Source organism: Frankia nepalensis, assembly GCF_016786325.1.
Classification (GTDB): Bacteria; Actinomycetota; Actinomycetes; order Frankiales; family Frankiaceae; genus Pseudofrankia; species Pseudofrankia nepalensis.
This window is the reverse complement of sequence record NZ_JADWYU010000115.1, coordinates 19,905-38,794: the sequence shown is the minus strand read 5'-3', so window position 1 is coordinate 38,794 and position 18,890 is coordinate 19,905. Positions and strand designations below refer to the sequence as shown.

Genomic DNA, 18,890 nt, shown 5'->3' with positions numbered 1-18,890 from the left:
GCTATGACCACGAAGCAGAGGTCCGATCGAGCCGCGGACAATGCGCCCGGCCCAAGGCCGCGTGGCGTCACGGGCCCGGTGGCCGGCCTGTGGCGCCCGGTCTGGGCGTGGCTACGGCTGGACCTGCGGCGGCGCTGGCTGTCCCTGCTCGCGCTCGCGCTGCTGGTCGCGCTCGCCACGGGCACGGTCATGACCGCCGCGGCCGGCGCCCGCCGCGGCGCCTCCGCCCTCGACCGGATGCTCGACGTCACGCTGCCCGTCACGCTGATGCCGGTGCCGGGCGGGCCTGGCGGGCCCGGCTTCGACTGGGAGGCCGCGCGGCGCCTGCCCGGCGTGGCGGCCGTGGGCACGTTCCTGGCGTCCGGCACCTTTTCCATTGAAGGCCACCCCGGGGTGGAAATCGGCGGCGTGCCCATGGACACCGAGATCAACCGGACGGTCGAGCGCCCGGTCGTCCTGGCCGGCCGGCTCGCGGACCCGGCCCGGGTGGACGAGGCGGTCGTCAGCTCACGCTTCCTTGAGCACTCAGGGCTGTCGGTGGGGGACACCGTGACCGCGATCCTGCCGACCCCGGCCGAGACAGACGCCATGTTGGCCAACAACGGTCCGGCCTCGGTCTCGTTCTCTGGTCCGCGCCAGCGGCTCACGATCGTCGGCGTTGTCCGCTCCTTCTGGTGGTTCCACGACGATCCGGCCTACCTCGGCGGCATCCAGACCACCTACGGGTTCACCGAGGCCTACCGGGAGAACCTGGTCGGCACCGGCGACCAGGCCTTTGTGGTCGGCCTGGTCCGGCTGCGCGACGGCGCCGCCGGGATACCGGCCTTCCAGGCCGCGCTCGACCGGCTGGCGAAACACCCGGTCGACGCCTTCGACATCGTCAAGGAGGCGGCGGACTACCGGGCCACCACCACCTTCGAGGCCGGCGCGCTGGCCGCGTTCGCGCTGGCGGCCTACCTCGCCGCCGTGGTCCTGGTCGGGCAGGCCGTCGTCCGGTTCGTGATCGGCGCGACCGCCGACCTCGGCGTGCTGCGCACGCTCGGTCTGACCACCCGGCAGGCCACCGTCGCGGCCGCGGCCGGCCCCGTGCTCGCCACCACCGCCGGGGCGCTTGCCGGGGCCGTCGCGGCGGCGGCCGTCTCGCCGCTGTTCCCCATCGGCTCCGCGGCGGACGTCGAGCCCAGGCCGGGCTTCGACGTCGACCTCGCGGTGCTTGCCGCGGTGGTAGGCGTGACGGTGCTGCTGGTCGCCGTGGCGGCGACCACGACGGCGTTCGCCGCCTCGGTGCGCGGGATCCGGCCCGCGCGGCCACGCGGGTCGGGGTTCGCGCGGCTGGCCTACCGCGCGGGCCTTCCGGCCCCGGTGCTGACCGGACTACGGTTCGCGCTCGAACCGGGCCGGGCCGGTGCCGCGGTGCGCCCGGCGCTGGTCGGCGCGGTCGTCGGCGTCCTCGGCGTGCTGGGCTCGCTGACATTCCAGAGCGGCGTCGCCGACGCGGCGGCCAACCCCGCCCGATTCGGGCAGAGCTTCGAGGTTGGAAGCGTCGTCGGCTGGGGCGGCGAGGACTTCGCGCCGGCCGACGACATCAGGCGCCTCGTGGCCGCCGACCGCGACGTGCTCGCGGTCAACGACACGCTGGTCGACGTCGCGACCGTCGAGCGCCGGCCGGTGACGCTGTTCAGCCTCGACCCGGGCACCGGCCGCCCGCTGTCGGTCCCGGTGCTGTCCGGCCGCCTGCCGGCGACCCCGGGCGAGATCGTGCTGGCACCCGGCGTCGCCAGCCGGGCCGGCGCCAGGGTGGGCGACATCGTCACCGTCACCGGGCGGAGCCTGGCGGACGGCAGGCCGATGCGGGTGACCGGGCTGGCGTTCGTCCCGCAGGACTCGCACACCGACTACAACCAGGGCGGCTGGGTGAGCGCGGCCGGCTATCGCGCGCTGTTCCCGGACGGCTTCAAGTACCACGAGTTCCACGTCGAGCTGCGGCCGGGCGCCAGCGCGCCGGCCGTGCGCGACCGGCTCAACGAGGCCGCCGGCGCCGGCGACGTCTTTTATGTCCTGACCGACGAGCTACCGATCGACGCGATGAACCGCTTCTTGGGCATCGCCGCCCTGCCCCGCCTCCTCGGGGCCTTCCTGGGTGTGCTCGCCGTGGGCACGGTCGGGCATGCCCTGTTCGTCGGGGTGCGCCGCCGCCGGCACGAGGTCGCGGTGCTGCGCGCCCTGGGCACCACCCGCTGGCAGTCGCGGGCGATCGTGCTGACCCAGGCCGCCGTCATCGTGCTCGTCGGCCTGGCCGTCGGCGTGCCGGTCGGCGTCCTGCTCGGCCGCGCGCTGTGGCGGGCGATCGCGACGAGCACTCCGCTGATCTACGTGCCGCCCCTCGCGACGGCCGCTCTCGCGCTCGTCGTCCCGGCCGTGATCGTCACCGTGGGTGTCCTGGCGTCCGTTCCTGCCCGGCGCGCGGCCCGCCTGCGCGTGCCGGACGTCCTGCGAGCCGAGTGAGCGACGATGACAATCAGAACTTCGGAGGCGGCCACGGATGGGCGCACGCGGGTCGGGGGTAGTCCGGTGGCGCGCGTCTGGCGGCCGGTCTGGGCGTGGCTGCGGCTCGACCTGCGGCGCCGCTGGCTGTCCCTGCTCATGCTCGCACTGCTGGTCGCGCTGGCCACCGGCACTGTCATGACCGCCGCGGCCGGCGCCCGCCGCGGCGCCTCGGCGCTCGACCGGATCCTCGCCGTCACGTCGCCGGCCACGGTGGCCGCCGTGCCGAACGAGCCCGGCTTCGACTGGGAGGCCGTGCGTCGCCTGCCCGGCGTGGAGGCGGTGGGCACCATCCTGCTCACCGGCAGCTATGCCATCGAAGGCCACCCGGAGATCGAGGTTCTGTCTCCCGCGATGGACGACGAGACCATGCGGACGGTCGAACGCCCCGCGGTGCTGGCCGGCCGGCTCCCCGACCCGGCCCGGGCCGACGAGGCCGTCGTCAGCCCACGCTTCGTCGAGACGACCGGGCTGTCGGTCGGCGACACGGTGACGGCGCTCCTGCCGACGCCCGCGGCGACCGACGCCGCCGCCCTGAACGAGGAGCCGATCTCCTACACGGGCCCGCGCCAGCCGCTCACGATCGTCGGTGTCGTCCGGTCCGGCTGGTGGACGCGCGAACCCCAGGACTCTCCTGGCGGCCTCGGGACCACCTTCGCGTTCACCGAGACCTACCGGGAGAACCTGGTCGGCGCCACCGGTGACGCGGCCATCGTGAACGCCATGGTCCGGCTTAGCGCCGGCGCCGCCGGGATACCCGCGTTCCAGGAGGCGCTCGACCGGCTGGCGACCCATCCCGTCGAGACCCTCAACGTCGTCGAGGACCAGCGGAAGTTCCGCGAGACCACGACGTTCGAAGCCGCGGGGCTGGCCGCCTTCGCGCTGGCGGCCTACCTCGCCGCGGTGGTCCTGCTCGGGCAGGCCGTCGTCCGGCTCGTGATCGGCGCGACCGCCGATCTCGGCGTGCTGCGCACGCTCGGTCTGACCACCCGGCAGGCCACCGTCGCGGCCGCCGCCGGGCCGGTCCTGGCCACGGCCGCCGGGCTGCTCGCCGGGGCGGGCGCGGCGGTGGCCGTCTCGCCGCTGTTCCCGCTCGGCTCCGCGGCGCTGGTCGAGCCCGAGCCGGGCGTCGACCTCGACGTTTCGGTGATCCTCGCCGTCTCGGGCGTGACGCTGCTGCTGGTGGCCGTCGCGGCGACCACGACGGCCTTCGCCACGTCGGTGGGCGGCGTCCGGCCGGCCCGGCCGCGCGGATCCGCGGCCGCGCGCCTGGCCTACCGCCTCGGCCTCCCGGTCCCGGTGCTGACGGGCGTGCGGTTCGCGCTTGAACCGGGCCGGGCCGGCGCCGCCGTCCGGCCGGCGCTGGTGGGCGCGGTCGTCGGCGTCCTCGGCGTGGTGGGCTCGCTGACGTTCCAGGCCGGTGTCGCCGACGCGGCGGCCAACCCCGCCCGGTTCGGGCAGACCTTCGCGGTCGTGAGCATCGTCGGCTTCAACGACCGCGACTTCGGGCCGGCCGACGACGTCGTGCGCGCCGCGGCGGCCGACCCCGACGTGGTCGCGGTCAACGACACCCGGGTCGGCGTCGCGACGGTCGAGCGCCGGCCGGTGACGGTGTTCAGCCTCGACGAGGTGGCCGGACGCCCGTCGTCGGTCCAGGTGCTCGCCGGCCGGCTGCCGGCCACGCCGGGCGAGATCGTGCTGGCGCCCGGCGTCGCGCGTCGGACCGGCGCCAGGGTGGGCGACGTCCTCACCGTGGCCGGGCGGGACCCAGCGGACGGCACGCCGATGCGGCTGACCGGGCTGGCCTTCGTTCCCCAGGACCCGCACACCACCTACGACGAGGGCGGCTGGGTGAGCGCGAGTGGCTACCACGCGCTGTTCGACGGCGGCTTCAAGTACCACGAGGTCCGCGTCGAGCTGCGGCCCGGGGCCAGCACGCTCGCCGTGCGTGACCGGCTCAACGAGGCCGTCGGCGCCGACGACGCCTTCTTCGTCGTCGGCGACGAGCTCCCGCTTGAGGCGCAGGACCGCTTCCGCGGCGTCGCCGTCCTGCCGCGCTTTCTGGGAGCCTTCCTGGGGGTGCTCGCCGTCGGCGCGGTCGGGCACGCCCTGTTCGTCGGGGTGCGCCGCCGCCGGCACGAGGTCGCGGTGCTGCGCGCGCTGGGCACGACCCGGTGGCAGGCGCGGGCGATCGTGCTGACCCAGGCCGCCGTGATCGGGGCCATCGGCCTGGCCGTGGGCGTGCCGGTCGGCGTGCTGCTCGGCCGCGCGCTGTGGCGGGCGGTCGCGACGAGCACTCCGCTGATCTACGTGCCGCCGGTCGCGGCGCTCGCGCTGGCGCTCGCCGTGCCGACCGCCGTCCTCGCGGTGGGTCTGCTGGCGTCCGTTCCGGCCCGGCGCGCGGCCCGCCTGCACGTGCCGGACGTCCTGCGAGCCGAGTGAGCGACGATGACCGGCCCCACTCCGAGTACCACGCCAGCCGTCGGCGTGCCCGTCGCCCGCGGCCTCTCCGGCGTTGCCACGCGAGCGCTGGCGTGGCTGCCCACCCTCCTCCTCCTGGCGGCGTTCGCGGTGGCGCTCGCCGGGCCGCGCCTCGTCGGCACGGCGGACGCCCCGCCACTGGCCGGTGACCAGCCGCTCGACGACGCCGTGCGCACGGTCGGGCTGGCCTCGATCGCCAGCTGGGCCGTGCTCGCCGTCGTCGCCCGGTCCGCCCGGCCGCGCCGGCTCGCCTGGGTCGCCGCGGTGGTCGCCGCCGTCCAGGCCGGCGCGCTGCTGGAACCGCGGCTGGCGGCCTTCGCGGTCGCGGTCTGGGCGCTCGCGCTGGCCGTCCCGTCCGACGGCGCGCTCGTGGGCGTCGGCCGGCTCGGGTTCGCGGGCCTGCTGGCCGCCGGGGCCACGGCCGTCGCCGTCGTCGTCGCGCCGGGCTCGGCGGCGTACGCGCCGGCGCTGGCTGCCCTGGCCGCCCTCGGCGCGCTGTATGTGGCGGCCTGCCACCTGGTGCTCGTCAACCTGCACAGCCCTCGGACCGACGGCTCGGCACGCGGCCAGGCCGGGGCGGGTACGGGCAGCAGGACCAGGTGGGCGCTGCTGTGGACCGGGGCGGGCACGGTCGTCGCCGTCGCCGCCGCGGCGGTCGTCGGCGCCGGCAGCCTGCTGCTGGATCTTCCGGCCGACCCCGCGCCGGCGGTGCTCGCCGCCTGGGTGCTGGTGCCGTTCGCCATGGCGGCCGGGGCGCATCCCCGGCTGGCCCGGTACGGGCCGCGCGCCTTCGTCGAGGGCGTCACCGTCGCCGGGCTCGCGGTGGGCGTGGCCGTGGTCTACCTGGCCCTCGTGCTCGGGCTCGGGCGCCGGCCCGGCGCCGGCGAGCGGGAGATCCTCACGCTCTCGCTGCTGGCGGCCTTCGTATGCGCGGTGCTCGCGCTGCCCGCCCGGTCCTGGCTGGCCGGCGTCGCGGACCGCGCGGTGCGCGGTGCCGCGCTGCCGCCGGACCGGCTGCTCGCGACGTTCGGCACCAGGATGACCAGGTCCGTCCCCATGGATGAGCTGTTTCTGCAGCTCACCGAGCTGTTGCGGGCCACCCTCGGGCCGGCGGGCGCCGAGATCTGGACGGGTGGTGACGGCACGCTGGCCCGGATGGTCAGCCTGCCCGAGCGGCCCGCCGCCCGGCTGACGCTCGGCGACCGCGAGTGGGCCGTGGTCACCAGCGCCAGGACCGGCGGCAACACCTGGATCGCGATGTGGCTGCCCGGCCTGCGGGCCGGCGACGAGCTGGTGCGTGTCGCCCCGATCACCCACCTGGGCCGCCTGCTCGGGCTGCTGGTGGTGCGCCGGCCGCCGTCGGCGGGCCCGTTCACCCCGGCCGAGGACCGGGTGCTGGTGGAGCTGGCCCGGCAGGTGGGCCTCGCGCTGCACAACCTGTCGCTCGACAGCGCCCTGCAGGAGTCGCTGGAGCAGCTGCGGGAGCGCAACGCCGAGCTGGTCGCGTCCCGGGCACGCATCGTGACCACCGCCGACGCCGCTCGCCGCCGCCTGGAACGCGACCTGCACGACGGCGCCCAGCAGCACCTCGTAGGCCTCTCGGTGAAGGTGGGGCTCGCGGCGCAGGTCGCCGAGACCAACCCGGCGGCTCTCGGCCCGCTCCTGACCGGCCTGCACGCGGACGTCCGCTCCGCGGCGGGGGCGCTGCGGGAGCTGGCGCACGGCATCTACCCGCCGCTGCTGCGCGACCACGGCCTCGCCCCGGCGCTGCGGGCGGCGGCCACCAGAGGCCCGCTGGACTGCTTCGTCGAGGCAGGCCCGGACCGCTACCCGCCTGACCTGGAGGCCGCTGTCTACTTCTGCTGCCTCGAGGCGCTGCAGAACGCCGGCAAGCACGCGGGCGCCGACGCCGAGGTGATGATCACTGTGATCGCCGAGGACGGCGCGATCCGGTTCGAGGTGGCCGACGACGGCGCCGGCTTCGACCCGGCGGCGACCGCTGGCCACGGGTTCGAGAACATGCGCGACCGGGTGGGCGCCTTCGGGGGAAACGTCCAGGTCGAGTCGTCGCCCGGCGCCGGTACCCGCGTGCGCGGCAGCGTGCCGCTGCCGGCCCGTGAGCAGTAGCCGCCCGTGAGCGGTAGCGGGGCCCGCGCCCGGTGGCCGGGCTCCCTACCGGTCGCCGAGCTCGCGCTGGCCGTGGCCCGCGACGGCGCCCCTCAGCGTCCGTGGGGTCAGCTCGTCCTTGCGCACGTAGCCGACGGCGCCGCACGCGGCGGCGCCGGGCGGAAGATCCTCGACGCCGTACGACGACATCAGCAGCACGGCGGCCGACGGGTCGCCGGCGACGATCCTGCGGGTCGCCTCGACCCCGTCGATGCCCGGGAGGTGCACATCCATCAGCACGAGGGCCGGGCGGATCCGCCCGGCGAGCTCGACGCCCTCCTCGCCGGAGGCCGCCTCGGCGACCACGGACCAGCCAGGCAGCGCCCCGACCAGGTAGCGCGCGACCTCGCGGAACAGCGCCTGGTCGTCGACGACGAGCACCCCGAGGGGCGCGCCGGCCGAGCTGGCGCTGGCCGCGGCGGCGAGGTCGGCGTCCGGTGTCCGCATACGGCCATGGTCCGCGCCGCTGTGACCAGGGACAAGGAAGCCAGCCGCCGCGCCGGGAGGGTGCCAGCACCCCCTGGGACGCCGGCCGCGAGACCTACCGGGCGGCCAGCCGGTTGGGGCCGCGGTCCTCGGCCAGGTAGATGAGGACCGCCTTGACCCGGCGGTTCGTGTCCGCCTCCGCCGCGAGGCCCAGCTTGGCGAACAGGGTGTTGATGTGCTTCTCGACCGCGCGCTCGCTCAGGTACAGGGCCGCGCCGGCGGCGGCGTTGCTCTTGCCCTGCGCGATCTGCGCCAGCACGGCGTGCTCCCGCTCGGTGAGCGTGGCCAGCGGAGAGGCCTTCGGCGCCGCCCGCGCGGCCACCAGCGCCTCCACGACGGCGGGGTCGACCACGGACCGGCCGGCCGCCACGGCGCGCACCGCGCCGGCCAGCTGTCCCGGCTCGCCGACCGCGTCCTTCACCAGGTACGCCCGCCCGCCGCTGCCGTGTTCGAGGAGATTCAGGGCGTACTCGGGGTCCGCGTACTGGGACAGGACGACGACACCGACCCCCGGGTGGCTGGCCCGCAGCTGCGCGGCGGCGCGAATGCCCTCGTCGGTGTTCGTCGGCGGCATCCGCACGTCGGTCACCACCACGTCCGGAGCGAGCTCCGCCACCGAGGCCAGCAGGGAGTCCAGGTCCGCGCAGGTCCCGACGACCTCGAGACCGGGCTGGCTGTCCAGCATCCCGCGCACGCCCTCGCGCACGATCAGGGAGTCGTCGGCAAGCACGATGCGCAGTGACACACCCGCAGACTACCGAAAGACGATCACGCTCTGGTGTCTCTGTCCGCTCGGTGACGAGGCCCGGCCGGTGACGCGGCCCGGCCCAGCCCTGGCGCGGGGCGTGCCGCCTCGGGTGGGCCCGGCTCGGGCCGTTGGCAGGGCGTCGTCCACTGGAACGAACCGGGATGGGGCGTGGGAGAGTGTGCCGCGGGAGCGGCGGAGGTGACGGGCGTGCTGGCCCAGGGTGACGGAACACGGGCGGGGGACCGGCCGGTGGACGTCGACGCGGTCGTCGTGGGCGCGGGACCCAACGGCCTGGCGGCGGCGGTGACGCTCGCGGAGGCCGGGTGGCGGGTTCTCGTCCTGGAGGCCGCCAGCCAGCCCGGCGGCGGGCTGCGCACGGAGGAGCTGACCCTTCCCGGCTTCCGGCATGACGTCTGCGCCACGGTCCTGGCGCTGGCCGCCGCGTCGCCGGCGCTGCGTGCCTACGGCGCGGACGCGGCCGGGGCGGACGCGCCCGGGGCCGCCGCGGGCGGCCAGGCCGGCCCCGGCGGGCTGGCCGGTCCGGCCGGCCAGGCCGGCCCGCCGGTCCGGTGGGCCCACCCGCCGGTTCCGCTCGCCCATCCGCTCGACGGCCGGGCGGCCGCGCTCCTGCGGCGCGACGTCGCCGCGACGGCCGCCGGGCTCGGCGCCGTGGCCGGCGGCGGGCGGCTGGCCGCCGACCCGGCCGGGTGGGCGAGGCTGCTCGGTCCGCTCGTGGCGGCCGGGCCGCGGCTGACCGACGGGGTGCTGTCGCTGCTGGACCTGCCGCCGGCGGCGCCGTTCGCGCTGGCCCGGTTCGGCGTGGTCGGCGTGTGGCCGGCGACGGCGCTCGCCGGGGTGGCGCTGCGCGGCGACGCGGCCAGGGCGCTGCTCGGCGGCCTCGCCGCGCACTCGATGCTCGACCTGGGCCAGCCGATGACCGCGGCGTACGGCCTGCTCCTGGGCGTGAGCGCCCACCAGGTCGGCTGGCCGGTCGCCGTCGGCGGCTCGCAGTCGCTGGCCGACGCGCTCGTCGCCCGGCTGCGGGCGCTCGGCGGCGAGCTCGTCACCGGCCACCCGGTGACGAGCCTGCGGGAGCTGCCACCGGCGCGGGCGGTGCTGCTCGACCTCACCCCCCGCCAGGTACTGCGGATCGCCGGCGACGAGCTGCCGGCGCGCTACCGCGCCGCGCTCGCGCGCTACCGGTACGGCCCGGGGGTGTTCAAGGTCGACTGGGCGCTCGACGGCCCGGTGCCGTGGCGGGACGAGGCGGTGGCCAGCGCCGGGACGGTGCACCTGGGTGGCACCCTCGCCGAGGTCGCCGCCGCCGAGCGCGCCGTGGCCCGCGGCCGGCACCCGGAGCGCCCGTTCGTCCTGTTCGTCCAGGCCACGGCCGCCGACCCGACCCGGGCGCCGGAGGGCAGGCACACCGGCTGGGCATACTGCCACGTCCCGCTCGGCTCGACCGTGGACATGACCGCGGCGATCGAGGCCCAGGTCGAGCGCTTCGCCCCCGGCTTCCGCGACCGGATCCTCGCCCGCCACACCATGGGCCCGGCGGCGCTGGAGGCGCACAACGCCAACGAGATCGGCGGCGACATCGGCGGCGGCACCGCCGACCTGCGCCAGCTCGTCGCCCGGCCCGTCCTGTCCCGCCATCCCTGGGCCACCCCGCTGCCCGGCGTCTACCTCTGCTCCTCCTCCACCCCGCCCGGCGCCGGTACCCACGGCATGTCCGGCTACCACGCCGCCCGCCTCGCGCTGCGCCGCGCCGGGGTGGCTGGCTGACCCCGGGGCAAGCCTGATCCATGTCCCCGGACCGGGCGTCCCCGGACCGGGCCTCCCCGGACCGGGCCTCCCCGGTCCGGGCCCGGTCCGGGGCCGCGCCGGACCGGCGCCGCGGCGGCCTGCTCGCCGCGCTGACGAACGACCGGGGCAGCCGAACTCGTCCGCGCCCGTGGATCCGCGCCGGTGTGATCCGGCCGAGGAGGACTTCCACGCGGCCCTTGGTCAGGCGATCCTCGGTGGCGCGGGAAGCCGGCCGAAAATGGGGTGCGGGCCGCCGGGGCCGCTGGCAGGCTTGCCGGCATGGCCGAATTGCCCGGTGGATGGGACCCCGCCGAATACGGGGACCGGCTCGCGGACGTCTATGACGATTGGTATGACGACCTGGAGCCGGCGATGCCGGCCGCCGTCGAGATGCTCGCCGGGCTGGCCGGGGACGGCCCGGCGCTGGAGCTGGGAATCGGCACGGGCCGCGCCGCCCTTCCGCTGGCGGCCGCCGGGGTGAAGGTCGTCGGCATTGACGCGTCCGAGCGGATGGTGGGCCGTCTGTGGTCAAAGCCAGGTGGAACGGACATTTCCGTGACGATCGGCGACTTCGGCGACCCTGTCGTTCTGGCTGAGGCGGCCGGACCCTTTGGCGGTTTCCAGCTCATCTACGTCGTCTTCAACACGTTCTTCGCGCTGCCCTCGCAGGAGGAACAAGTGAGGTGCTTCGCCGCGGTCGCCGGTGCCCTAGCGCCCGGTGGCGCCTTCGCGATGCGCGCCTTCGTCCCTGACCAGTGTCTCTTCCCGAACGGCACGCGGTTCGGCGTGGAGGCAATCGCCGGCGACGAGTCCAAGCTGATCGCCACCGTGCACGACCGCAACTCCCAGACGGTCCGTGGCAACCACATCGTCGTTGGTCCCCGTGGCATCGAGTCCTACCCGGTCAACCTCCGCTACGCCTTTCCCGCCGAACTCGACCTGATGGCCGCGCTCGCCGGCCTCACCCGCGCGTCCCGGCACGCGGACTGGGCCGCCACCCCCTTCACCAGCACCAGCCCCGCCCACGTCTCCGTCTGGCGCAAACCCGCCTGACACGCGCGTAGCGTCCTGACCGGTCGGGGGAGCGCCCCTTCCCGCCCGGTCCGTGCCGCCACCGCCTCCATGCCTGGACGATCTAGGTGCCTCAACTGTCTCCGCGCCTGAACGTCTCCGCGCCTGGGCCGCCTCGTCGAGCGTCCCGGGCACCGCCCGGCTTCCACGCCTCGACGCGATCCGACGCGGCGGACCGCCCCGATCGTCCCTGCCCCAGCACCTCGCGGACCAGATCATGATCAAATTGAGTCATGGCCTCTGGACTTTCAGGCCGTCCCCCATGAGATCTGGTGCCGAATAGGCCAGCATCCGCCACCAGAAGCCATGCCCAGATCTCATGCGTAGCGGAGCCGGGCAGGCCTCCGCCCTGTCCGGGCCGCTCGTCGGTTCGGGTCGCCCGGACGTTCGGCATCACTTCAGAACGTCCGATTGAGTCAGGGCCTCTGGGGCCGGGCCGTCCGCCCATGGCCTCTGGTGCCGAATGGGCAGGTATCCGCCACTACAGGTCATGCGCCGATCTTCTGGCTCGGGGTGCGAGGCGCCGCAGCGTTGGCGGCGGTCCGTCGTGTGCTTTGACCAGACGCCGCCAACCTGGCCCAGCTCCGGTCGAGCCTCGACCTCCGAGTCGGCCTGATCCTTGGATGTGGGTGGTACCTCAAGATCTAGCGGTGGCCCAGGAGGCCGCGGCCCGGCCCAGTGTCACGAAGGGCGCGGTGCCGGGGCCAGGTTGTCCACAGGCTGGTGGGCTCGGGCTCGACAACGCGGTGCGCTCAGGGGACCGTGGCGCGGTGCGTCGCCGATCTTCCTTCTACCCGGCCACCGCCGAGATGCTGCTCGCGGGACGGGTGGCCCGCGCCCAGAACGGCGCGATCACTTACCGGCAGGCCCTGGAAGCCGGCCTGACCCGGGAACAGATCCGACAGTTCGTCGCGCGTGGCTGGTGGTATTCACCCTGCCGTGGCAGTTACGTGATCCGCGCGGCCGCCGGGGCGGCGGACAGCGAGGGCGACCTGCGGGCCAGGGCCCAGGCCGCCCCTGCCGGACGACCGGGCGCCGTCATTGGCGGGATCACGGCGGCTCGGCTTCTCGGGCTTTGTTCCCATGCCCTGCCGCCGCTGACCGCTGACGAGCCGGTTCACCTGCTGGTCGCTCGACGTGGCGCGATCCACCCGGCACGGGGTGTCCGTATCGGGTTCGCCGTGCTTCGCGCGGATGAGGTCGCTACGGCGTGCGGCCTGCCGGTGACGGCACCGGTCCGCACGCTGGCCGACCTCGTTCTCGGCTGCGCGGATCGAGGCGAGGCGGTCAGCTTCATGGACGCGGCCCTGCGGTCCGGCTGTCTGGACGGACTCGACGTGGTCCGAGCCGCCGCGGCGGGTCGACCGGGTCGCAGCCGGGCGGAACAGTGGTGGTCCCTGGCTGACGGACGGTCCGAGTCCGTGCTGGAAACCCGCACGCGTCTGGTTCTCGTGAGCGGCGGCCTTCCGCCGGAGCAGTTGCAATGGCTGGTATGTGACAAGGCTGGCGTTCCGGTCGCGAGAATCGACCTCGCCTACCCGAGCCGTCGGGTGGCGGTGGAGGCCGACGGTGCGCGCTTCCACGGCGGTGTGATCCATGGTGGTGTCCCACGTGGCGGGGCGAATGCCGGAATTGGGGCACTCGACCGGGTCGAACCAGTCTTCCGCGATCGAAAGCGCCAGAACGCTCTCAGTGGCCTTGATTGGACGATTGTGCGCGTCACCTGGTCCGATGTTCTGGAACGGCCGTCGGAAGTGATCGCGGATGTCCGCGGCGCCCTGAACCGACGAGCGGCCTAGACGAGGGCCGGCATCTCCCCTCGTCTACGCATGGGATCTGGCCATGGCCTCTGGTGGCGGATATCGGCCTGTTTGGCACCGCAATCCATGAGGGGACGGCCCGGCGGCCCCAGGAACCATGACTCGATTCGATCAGGATCTGGGCGGCGAGGCGTTGGGACAGTAGCGATCGGGACTGGTCCGCCGAGTCGGATCTGTCGAGGTATCGGATCGTGTCGAGGTAGTCGATGTATAAGGCCGGACAGCGGCCGAGAAGCTTGGCCCGGCTCCGGTCTTGGCCTGGTCCGGCCTTGGTCCTGGCCCCGGTCCGGTTCCCGATCCGGGTCCGGGTCGGGGCCTTCGGTGGCGCTGGGACGAGCCGTTCTGGGGCCGTGGGATCCGGCTTTCTTCGCAAGCGGTTGTGACTGAGAGTACAATCCGGGTTCCTTGGGGCCTGGGACTCTACGATCCGGTCATGACCGTTCCCCCGGCCGAGTTGGAGCTGGCCGCGCTGTTCCCGCAGGCGTCGCGCGAGGCCTGGCAGAAGCTGGTGCTCGCGGTGCTACGTAAGTCCGGAGCGGCCGGTGAGCAGGCCGATCCGGCCGACGTCGAGGCGCTGCTCGCGACCGCGACCTACGACGGTTTCGCGATCAGGCCGCTGTACACCGCGGCCGACGGCGCGCCCGTCGACTCCGGCGTACCTGGTCACGCTCCGTTCGTCCGTGGGCGGCGCGCGGCGGGCGCGGTCGGCGGCTGGGACGTGCGTGCCCAGCACACCCACCCGGACGCGAAGACCACCGCCGAGGCCGCGCTCGCGGACCTGGAGGGCGGCGCGACCTCGCTGTGGCTGCGCCTCGCCCCGGCGGGCGGCATCGCCGTCGAGACGTTGCCGGACGTGCTGCGCGACGTCTACCTGGACCTCGCGCCGGTCGTGCTCGACACCGGCGGCGACGCCGTCACGACGACCGCCGCGTCCGACGTGCTGCTCGCGCTCGCGGCGGCCCGGGGGGTGGCCCCGTCGGAGCTGGTGGGGACGCTCGGCGCGGACCCGCTCGGTTTCGTCGCCCGCACGGGCGCCGCCGGCGACACGGTCACGGCCCATCTGGACGAGGCGGCGCGCCTGGCCGAGCGGGTCGCCGCCAGCTATCCGGGAGTCCGGACGTTCGTCGTCGACGCGACGCCGTACAACGACGCCGGCGGCAGCGACGCGGAGGAACTGGGCGCGTCCCTGGCCACCGGCGTGGCCTATCTGCGCGCGCTCACCGGCTCGGGCTTCGACGTCGCCGGGGCGCTCGGTCAGCTGGAGTTCCGCTACGCCGCGACCGCGAACCAGTTCTCGACGATCGCGAAGCTGCGGGCCGCCCGGCTGCTGTGGGCCCGGGTCGCCGAGGTCTGCGGCGCGGCCGAGCCCGACCGGGCGCAGCGCCAGCACGCCGTCACCTCGGCGGCGATGATGACGCGGCGCGACCCGTACGTGAACCTGCTGCGCACCACGATCGCCGCGTTCGCCGCCGGCGTCGGCGGCGCCGACGCGATCACCGTGCTGCCGTTCGACGCCCGCCTCGGCCTGCCGGACGACACCTCCCGCAGGCTCGCCCGCAACATCCAGGCGCTGCTGCAGGACGAGTCCAGCCTGACCCGGGTGATCGACCCGGCCGGCGGCTCCTGGTACGTCGAGGCGCTGACGGCCGAGCTCGCCGAGGCGGCCTGGGCGTTCTTCACCGAGATCGAGCGCGCCGGCGGGATGGCCGCGGCGCTGGCGAGCGGGCTGGTCGGCGAGCGGGTCGACGCGACCTGGGCGCGCCGCCGGGAGGACCTGGCGCTGCGCCGCGCGCCGCTGACCGGCGTCAGCGAGTTCCCGAACGTCGCGGAGACGCTGCCCGCGCGGGCCCCGGCGCCGGCGCCGGGCCTGACCGGCGGGCTGCCGGTCCGGCACTACGATGAGGACTACGAGGACCTGCGCGCCCGCTCCGACGCGCACCTGGCGGCGACCGGCGCCCGGCCGGTGGCCTTCCTCGCGACGATCGGGTCGCTCGCGACCTTCACCCCCCGGGCGACCTTCGCCGCGAACCTCTTCCAGGCCGGTGGGTTCGACACCCCGAACGCGGGTCCCGGCGACGACCCGGCGGCGATCGCCGCCGCGTTCGCCGCCTCGGGGGCGAAGGTCGCCTGCCTGTGCTCGTCGGACAAGGTGTACGCGGCCGGCGCCGCGCCCGTCGCCGCCGCTCTCAGGGCCGCGGGCGCCACCCACGTCTGGCTCGCCGGCAAGCCGGGGGAGCGGGCGGACTCGGACGCGGCGGCCGGGGTCGAGGGCTACGTCTTCACCGGCTGCGACGCCGTCGACGTCCTGCGCACCGCACTAGCGAAGGCCGAGGTCGCCTGATGCCCAGCAAGGACCTGATTCCCGACTTCTCCGGCGTCGAGCTCGGCCTCGCGGCACCTGCGTCCGGCGCTGACAGCGCCGCTCTCGCGCACCAGGAGGCGGACAGCGCCGCTCTCGCGGAGCAGGAAGCTCAGTGGCGCGCGGCCGTCGAGGCGGCGACCGGAAAGGACGTCGACGCGCTGACCTGGGACACCCCGGAGGGCATCGAGGTCAAGCCGCTCTACACCGCGGCGGACACCGCGGGCCTCGACTTCCTGGGCACCTACCCGGGGATCGCGCCGTTCCTGCGCGGGCCGTACGCGCCGATGTACGTTACCCAGCCGTGGACGATCCGCCAGTACGCCGGCTTCTCGACGGCGGCCGACTCGAACGCCTTCTACCGGCGTAACCTGGCCGCCGGTCAGAAGGGCCTGTCGGTCGCGTTCGACCTGCCGACGCACCGGGGCTACGACTCCGACCACCCGCGGGTCACCGGTGACGTCGGCATGGCGGGCGTCGCGATCGACTCGATCTACGACATGCGCCAGCTGTTCGACGGCATCCCGCTGGACAAGATGAGCGTGTCGATGACGATGAACGGCGCGGTGCTGCCGATCCTCGCGCTCTACATCGTCGCGGCCGAGGAGCAGGGTGTCGCCCCGGAGCAGCTCGCCGGGACCATCCAGAACGACATCCTCAAAGAGTTCATGGTCCGCAATACGTACATCTACCCGCCGAAGCCGTCGATGCAGATCATTTCGGACATCTTCGCGTACAGCTCGCAGAAGATGCCGAAGTTCAACTCGATCTCCATCTCCGGCTACCACATGCAGGAGGCGGGCGCGAGCGCGGACCTGGAGCTCGCCTACACGCTCGCCGACGGCGTGGAGTACATCCGGGCCGGCCTCGCCGCTGGCCTCGACATCGACGCGTTCGCCCCGCGCCTGTCGTTCTTCTGGGCCATCGGGATGAACTTCTTCATGGAGGTCGCCAAGATGCGGGCCGCGCGCCTGCTCTGGGCGCGGCTGGTGCAGCAGTTCGGCCCGAAGAGCGACAAGTCGCTGTCGCTGCGGACGCACTCGCAGACCTCCGGCTGGTCGCTGACCGCCCAGGACGTCTTCAACAACGTCGCCCGCACCTGCGTCGAGGCGATGGCGGCCACCCAGGGCCACACCCAGTCGCTGCACACCAACGCCCTGGACGAGGCACTGGCGCTGCCGACCGACTTCTCCGCCCGCATCGCCCGCAACACCCAGCTGCTGCTGCAGCAGGAGTCCGGCACCACCCGGGTGATCGACCCGTGGGGCGGCTCCTACTACGTCGAGCGGCTCACCTACGACCTGGCCCGCAAGGCGTGGGGCCACATCGCCGAGGTCGAGGAGCGCGGCGGCATGGCGGCGGCGATCGACGCCGGCATCCCGAAACTGCGGATCGAGGAGGTCGCGGCCCGCACCCAGGCCCGCATCGACTCGGGCCGCCAGCCGCTCGTCGGCGTCAACAAGTACCGCCTCACCGGCGAGGAGGACATCGAGGTCCTCAAGGTGGACAACTCCGCGGTGCGCGCCGAGCAGCTCGCCAAGCTGCGCCAGCTGCGGGCCGACCGCGACCCGGCCGCCGTCGAGGCGGCCCTGGCCGCGCTCACCCGCGCCGCCGACGAGGCGCAGGCCGGCACCCGCGCCAGTGGGCTGGACGGCAACCTGCTCAAGCTCGCGGTCGACGCCGCCCGCGCGAAGGCGACCGTGGGCGAGATCTCCGACGCGCTGGAGAAGGTCCACGGACGGCACGCGGCGCAGATCCGTACGATTTCCGGCGTGTACCGCGACGAGGCCGGGCCGTCGCCCGAGATCGGCCGGGCGCGCGCGTTGGCCGCCGCGTTCGAGCAGGCGGAGGGTCGTCGTCCCCGCATCCTGATCGCCAAGATGGGCCAGGACGGCCACGACCGGGGGCAGAAGGTCGTCGCCTCCGGCTACGCCGACCTCGGCTTCGACGTGGACGTCGGCCCGCTGTTCCAGACGCCGGCCGAGGTCGCCCGGCAGGCGGTCGAGGCGGACGTACAGGTCATCGGCGTCTCGTCGCTGGCCGCCGGCCACCTGACGCTGGTGCCGGAGCTGCGGGCCGAGCTGGCAGGGCTCGACCGCGCCGACATCCTGGTGACCTGCGGCGGCGTCATCCCGCCCCAGGACTACGACGCGCTGCGCGCCGCCGGCGCCGCGGCGATCTTCCCGCCGGGCACGAGCGTCGCGCAGTCCGCCGTCGAGGTCCTCGCCATCCTCGCCACCCAGCTCGGCCACGACCTGGGCGACCCGACCGGGGACGTCGACGCGGCCGAGGACGCCGGCGCGGCCTGACCGGGTGACCGACTCCGAGACGACCGAGGCCCGCGCTCCCGTGCCGCGGCCCGTGCCCGGCCCCCAGCCGGCCTCGGCCCGCCGCCCCGTCGACGTCGACGCCTACGCCGACGGGGTGCTCGCGAACAACCGGACGATGGTCGCGCGGGCGATCACTCTGGTCGAGTCGAGCCGGGCCGACCACCGGGAGGCGGCGCAGCGGCTGCTGGTGAAGTTGCTGCCGCACACCGGCAAGGCCCGTCGCATCGGGATCACGGGTGTCCCCGGCGTGGGCAAGTCGACGTTCATCGACGCGCTCGGCTCGATGCTGACCGCCGCGGGCCACCGGGTCGCGGTGCTCGCCGTCGACCCGTCGTCGACCCGCACCGGCGGCAGCATCCTCGGCGACAAGACGCGGATGGCGGCGCTGTCCGCGGACCCGGACGCGTTCATCCGGCCGTCGCCGACGGCCGGCACGCTCGGCGGCGTCGCGAAGGCCACCCGTGAGGCGATCGTCATCATGGAGGCCGCCGGCTACGACGTTGTGCTCGTGGAGACGGTCGGTGTCGGCCAGTCGGAGACGACGGTGGCCGACATGGTCGACACGTTCCTGTTCCTGACGCTGGCGCGCACCGGCGACCAGCTGCAGGGCATCAAGAAGGGCGTGCTCGAGCTCGCCGACGTGATCGCGGTGAACAAGGCCGACGGTCCGCACGAGATCGACGCGCAGCGGGCCGCCCGCGAGCTCGCCGGCGCGCTGCGGATGCTGCGCGCCCCCGACGACGGCTGGCGCGCCCCGGTCCTGACCTGCTCCGCGATGGAGAAGAAGGGCCTGGACGAGGTGTGGGCGCAGGTCGTCGCCCACCAGGACCTGCTCGACGCCGCCGGGCTGCTCGCGGCCAGGCGGCGTCGCCAGCAGGTCGACTGGACGTGGGCGATGGTGCACGACCGGCTGCTGGCCGACCTGCGGGCCCACCCGGCGGTCCGCGCGCTCGCGCCCGACCTGGAGCGCCGGGTCCGCGACGGCGCGCTGACCCCGAGCCTCGCCGCCGACGCGATCCTCGCCGCCTACGCCGAGCCGGCCGCCCAGCGCGCCGAACCGGACTGAGCCCGGGCTGGCC

General features: G+C 74.9%; 11 protein-coding genes. 9 read left to right on the top strand and 2 right to left on the bottom strand.

The window, feature by feature from the left end; all coding sequences use genetic code 11:
• Window positions 1-3 precede the first annotated feature (3 nt).
• The 3 genes from I6A81_RS14670 (at window position 4) to I6A81_RS14660 (ending at window position 7,152) form a co-directional block, all read left to right on the top strand.
• Entirely contained in the window at window positions 4-2,505 is a 2,502-nt protein-coding gene (locus tag I6A81_RS14670) for an ABC transporter permease (protein ID WP_203000630.1), read from the top strand.
• Between the two features lie 66 nt (window positions 2,506-2,571).
• The gene (locus I6A81_RS14665; RefSeq protein ID WP_307874669.1) at window positions 2,572-4,986 is read left to right on the top strand and encodes an ABC transporter permease; all 2,415 of its coding nucleotides are present in this window, start codon (window positions 2,572-2,574) and stop codon (window positions 4,984-4,986) included.
• Between the two features lie 6 nt (window positions 4,987-4,992).
• Complete coding sequence (locus I6A81_RS14660) at window positions 4,993-7,152, top strand: sensor histidine kinase (RefSeq protein ID WP_203000633.1); 2,160 nt, start codon at window positions 4,993-4,995, stop codon at window positions 7,150-7,152.
• Between the two features lie 45 nt (window positions 7,153-7,197).
• On the opposite strand, the gene I6A81_RS14655 is transcribed toward I6A81_RS14660, so the two are convergent.
• Both I6A81_RS14655 and I6A81_RS14650 read right to left on the bottom strand, forming a co-directional pair.
• Window positions 7,198-7,638, bottom strand: coding sequence for a response regulator (locus tag I6A81_RS14655; protein WP_203000635.1), 441 nt, complete (start codon window positions 7,636-7,638; stop codon window positions 7,198-7,200).
• 94 nt (window positions 7,639-7,732) lie between these two features.
• Window positions 7,733-8,422 (bottom strand): response regulator transcription factor, encoded by a 690-nt coding sequence (locus I6A81_RS14650; protein WP_203000637.1) that lies wholly within the window; start codon window positions 8,420-8,422, stop codon window positions 7,733-7,735.
• Between the two features lie 201 nt (window positions 8,423-8,623).
• Here I6A81_RS14650 and I6A81_RS14645 point away from each other — a divergent pair, with 201 nt between their 5' ends.
• From I6A81_RS14645 to meaB, 6 genes are all read left to right on the top strand, one after another.
• On the top strand, window positions 8,624-10,210 hold the full coding sequence (locus tag I6A81_RS14645; protein ID WP_307874668.1) for a phytoene desaturase family protein: 1,587 nt from the start codon (window positions 8,624-8,626) through the stop codon (window positions 10,208-10,210).
• Window positions 10,211-10,510: 300 nt separating this feature from the next.
• A complete protein-coding gene (locus I6A81_RS14640) occupies window positions 10,511-11,284 on the top strand; it encodes a class I SAM-dependent DNA methyltransferase (protein ID WP_203000640.1) in 774 nt (257 codons plus the stop codon).
• An 827-nt stretch (window positions 11,285-12,111) separates the two neighbouring features.
• On the top strand, window positions 12,112-13,101 hold the full coding sequence (locus I6A81_RS14635) for a type IV toxin-antitoxin system AbiEi family antitoxin domain-containing protein (RefSeq protein ID WP_203000642.1): 990 nt from the start codon (window positions 12,112-12,114) through the stop codon (window positions 13,099-13,101).
• A gap of 454 nt (window positions 13,102-13,555) precedes the next feature.
• A complete protein-coding gene (locus I6A81_RS14630; protein ID WP_203000644.1) occupies window positions 13,556-15,463 on the top strand; it encodes a methylmalonyl-CoA mutase subunit beta in 1,908 nt (635 codons plus the stop codon).
• Window positions 15,463-17,790, top strand: coding sequence for a methylmalonyl-CoA mutase (scpA, locus tag I6A81_RS14625; RefSeq protein ID WP_203000646.1), 2,328 nt, complete (start codon window positions 15,463-15,465; stop codon window positions 17,788-17,790). The genes I6A81_RS14630 and scpA overlap by 1 nt, the downstream gene beginning before the upstream one ends.
• Window positions 17,791-17,926: 136 nt before the next feature.
• Window positions 17,927-18,877 carry a methylmalonyl Co-A mutase-associated GTPase MeaB gene (gene meaB / locus I6A81_RS14620; protein WP_238428431.1) on the top strand — a complete coding sequence of 317 codons (951 nt, stop codon included), beginning with the start codon at window positions 17,927-17,929 and terminating at the stop codon, window positions 18,875-18,877.
• Window positions 18,878-18,890: the final 13 nt, after the last annotated feature.

What these genes read in the sequence shown, in the direction of transcription:
- I6A81_RS14640 (WP_203000640.1), top strand. Translation starts at nt 10,511, where the DNA reads ATGGCCGAATTGCCCGGTGGATGGGACCCCGCCGAATACGGGGACCGG.
- I6A81_RS14630 (WP_203000644.1), top strand. Translation starts at nt 13,556, where the DNA reads ATGACCGTTCCCCCGGCCGAGTTGGAGCTGGCCGCGCTGTTCCCGCAG.
- scpA (WP_203000646.1), top strand. Translation starts at nt 15,463, where the DNA reads ATGCCCAGCAAGGACCTGATTCCCGACTTCTCCGGCGTCGAGCTCGGC.
- I6A81_RS14635 (WP_203000642.1), top strand. Translation starts at nt 12,112, where the DNA reads ATGCTGCTCGCGGGACGGGTGGCCCGCGCCCAGAACGGCGCGATCACT.
- meaB (WP_238428431.1), top strand. Translation starts at nt 17,927, where the DNA reads ATGGTCGCGCGGGCGATCACTCTGGTCGAGTCGAGCCGGGCCGACCAC.
- I6A81_RS14670 (WP_203000630.1), top strand. Translation starts at nt 4, where the DNA reads ATGACCACGAAGCAGAGGTCCGATCGAGCCGCGGACAATGCGCCCGGC.
- I6A81_RS14655 (WP_203000635.1), bottom strand. Translation starts at nt 7,638, where the DNA reads ATGCGGACACCGGACGCCGACCTCGCCGCCGCGGCCAGCGCCAGCTCG.
- I6A81_RS14660 (WP_203000633.1), top strand. Translation starts at nt 4,993, where the DNA reads ATGACCGGCCCCACTCCGAGTACCACGCCAGCCGTCGGCGTGCCCGTC.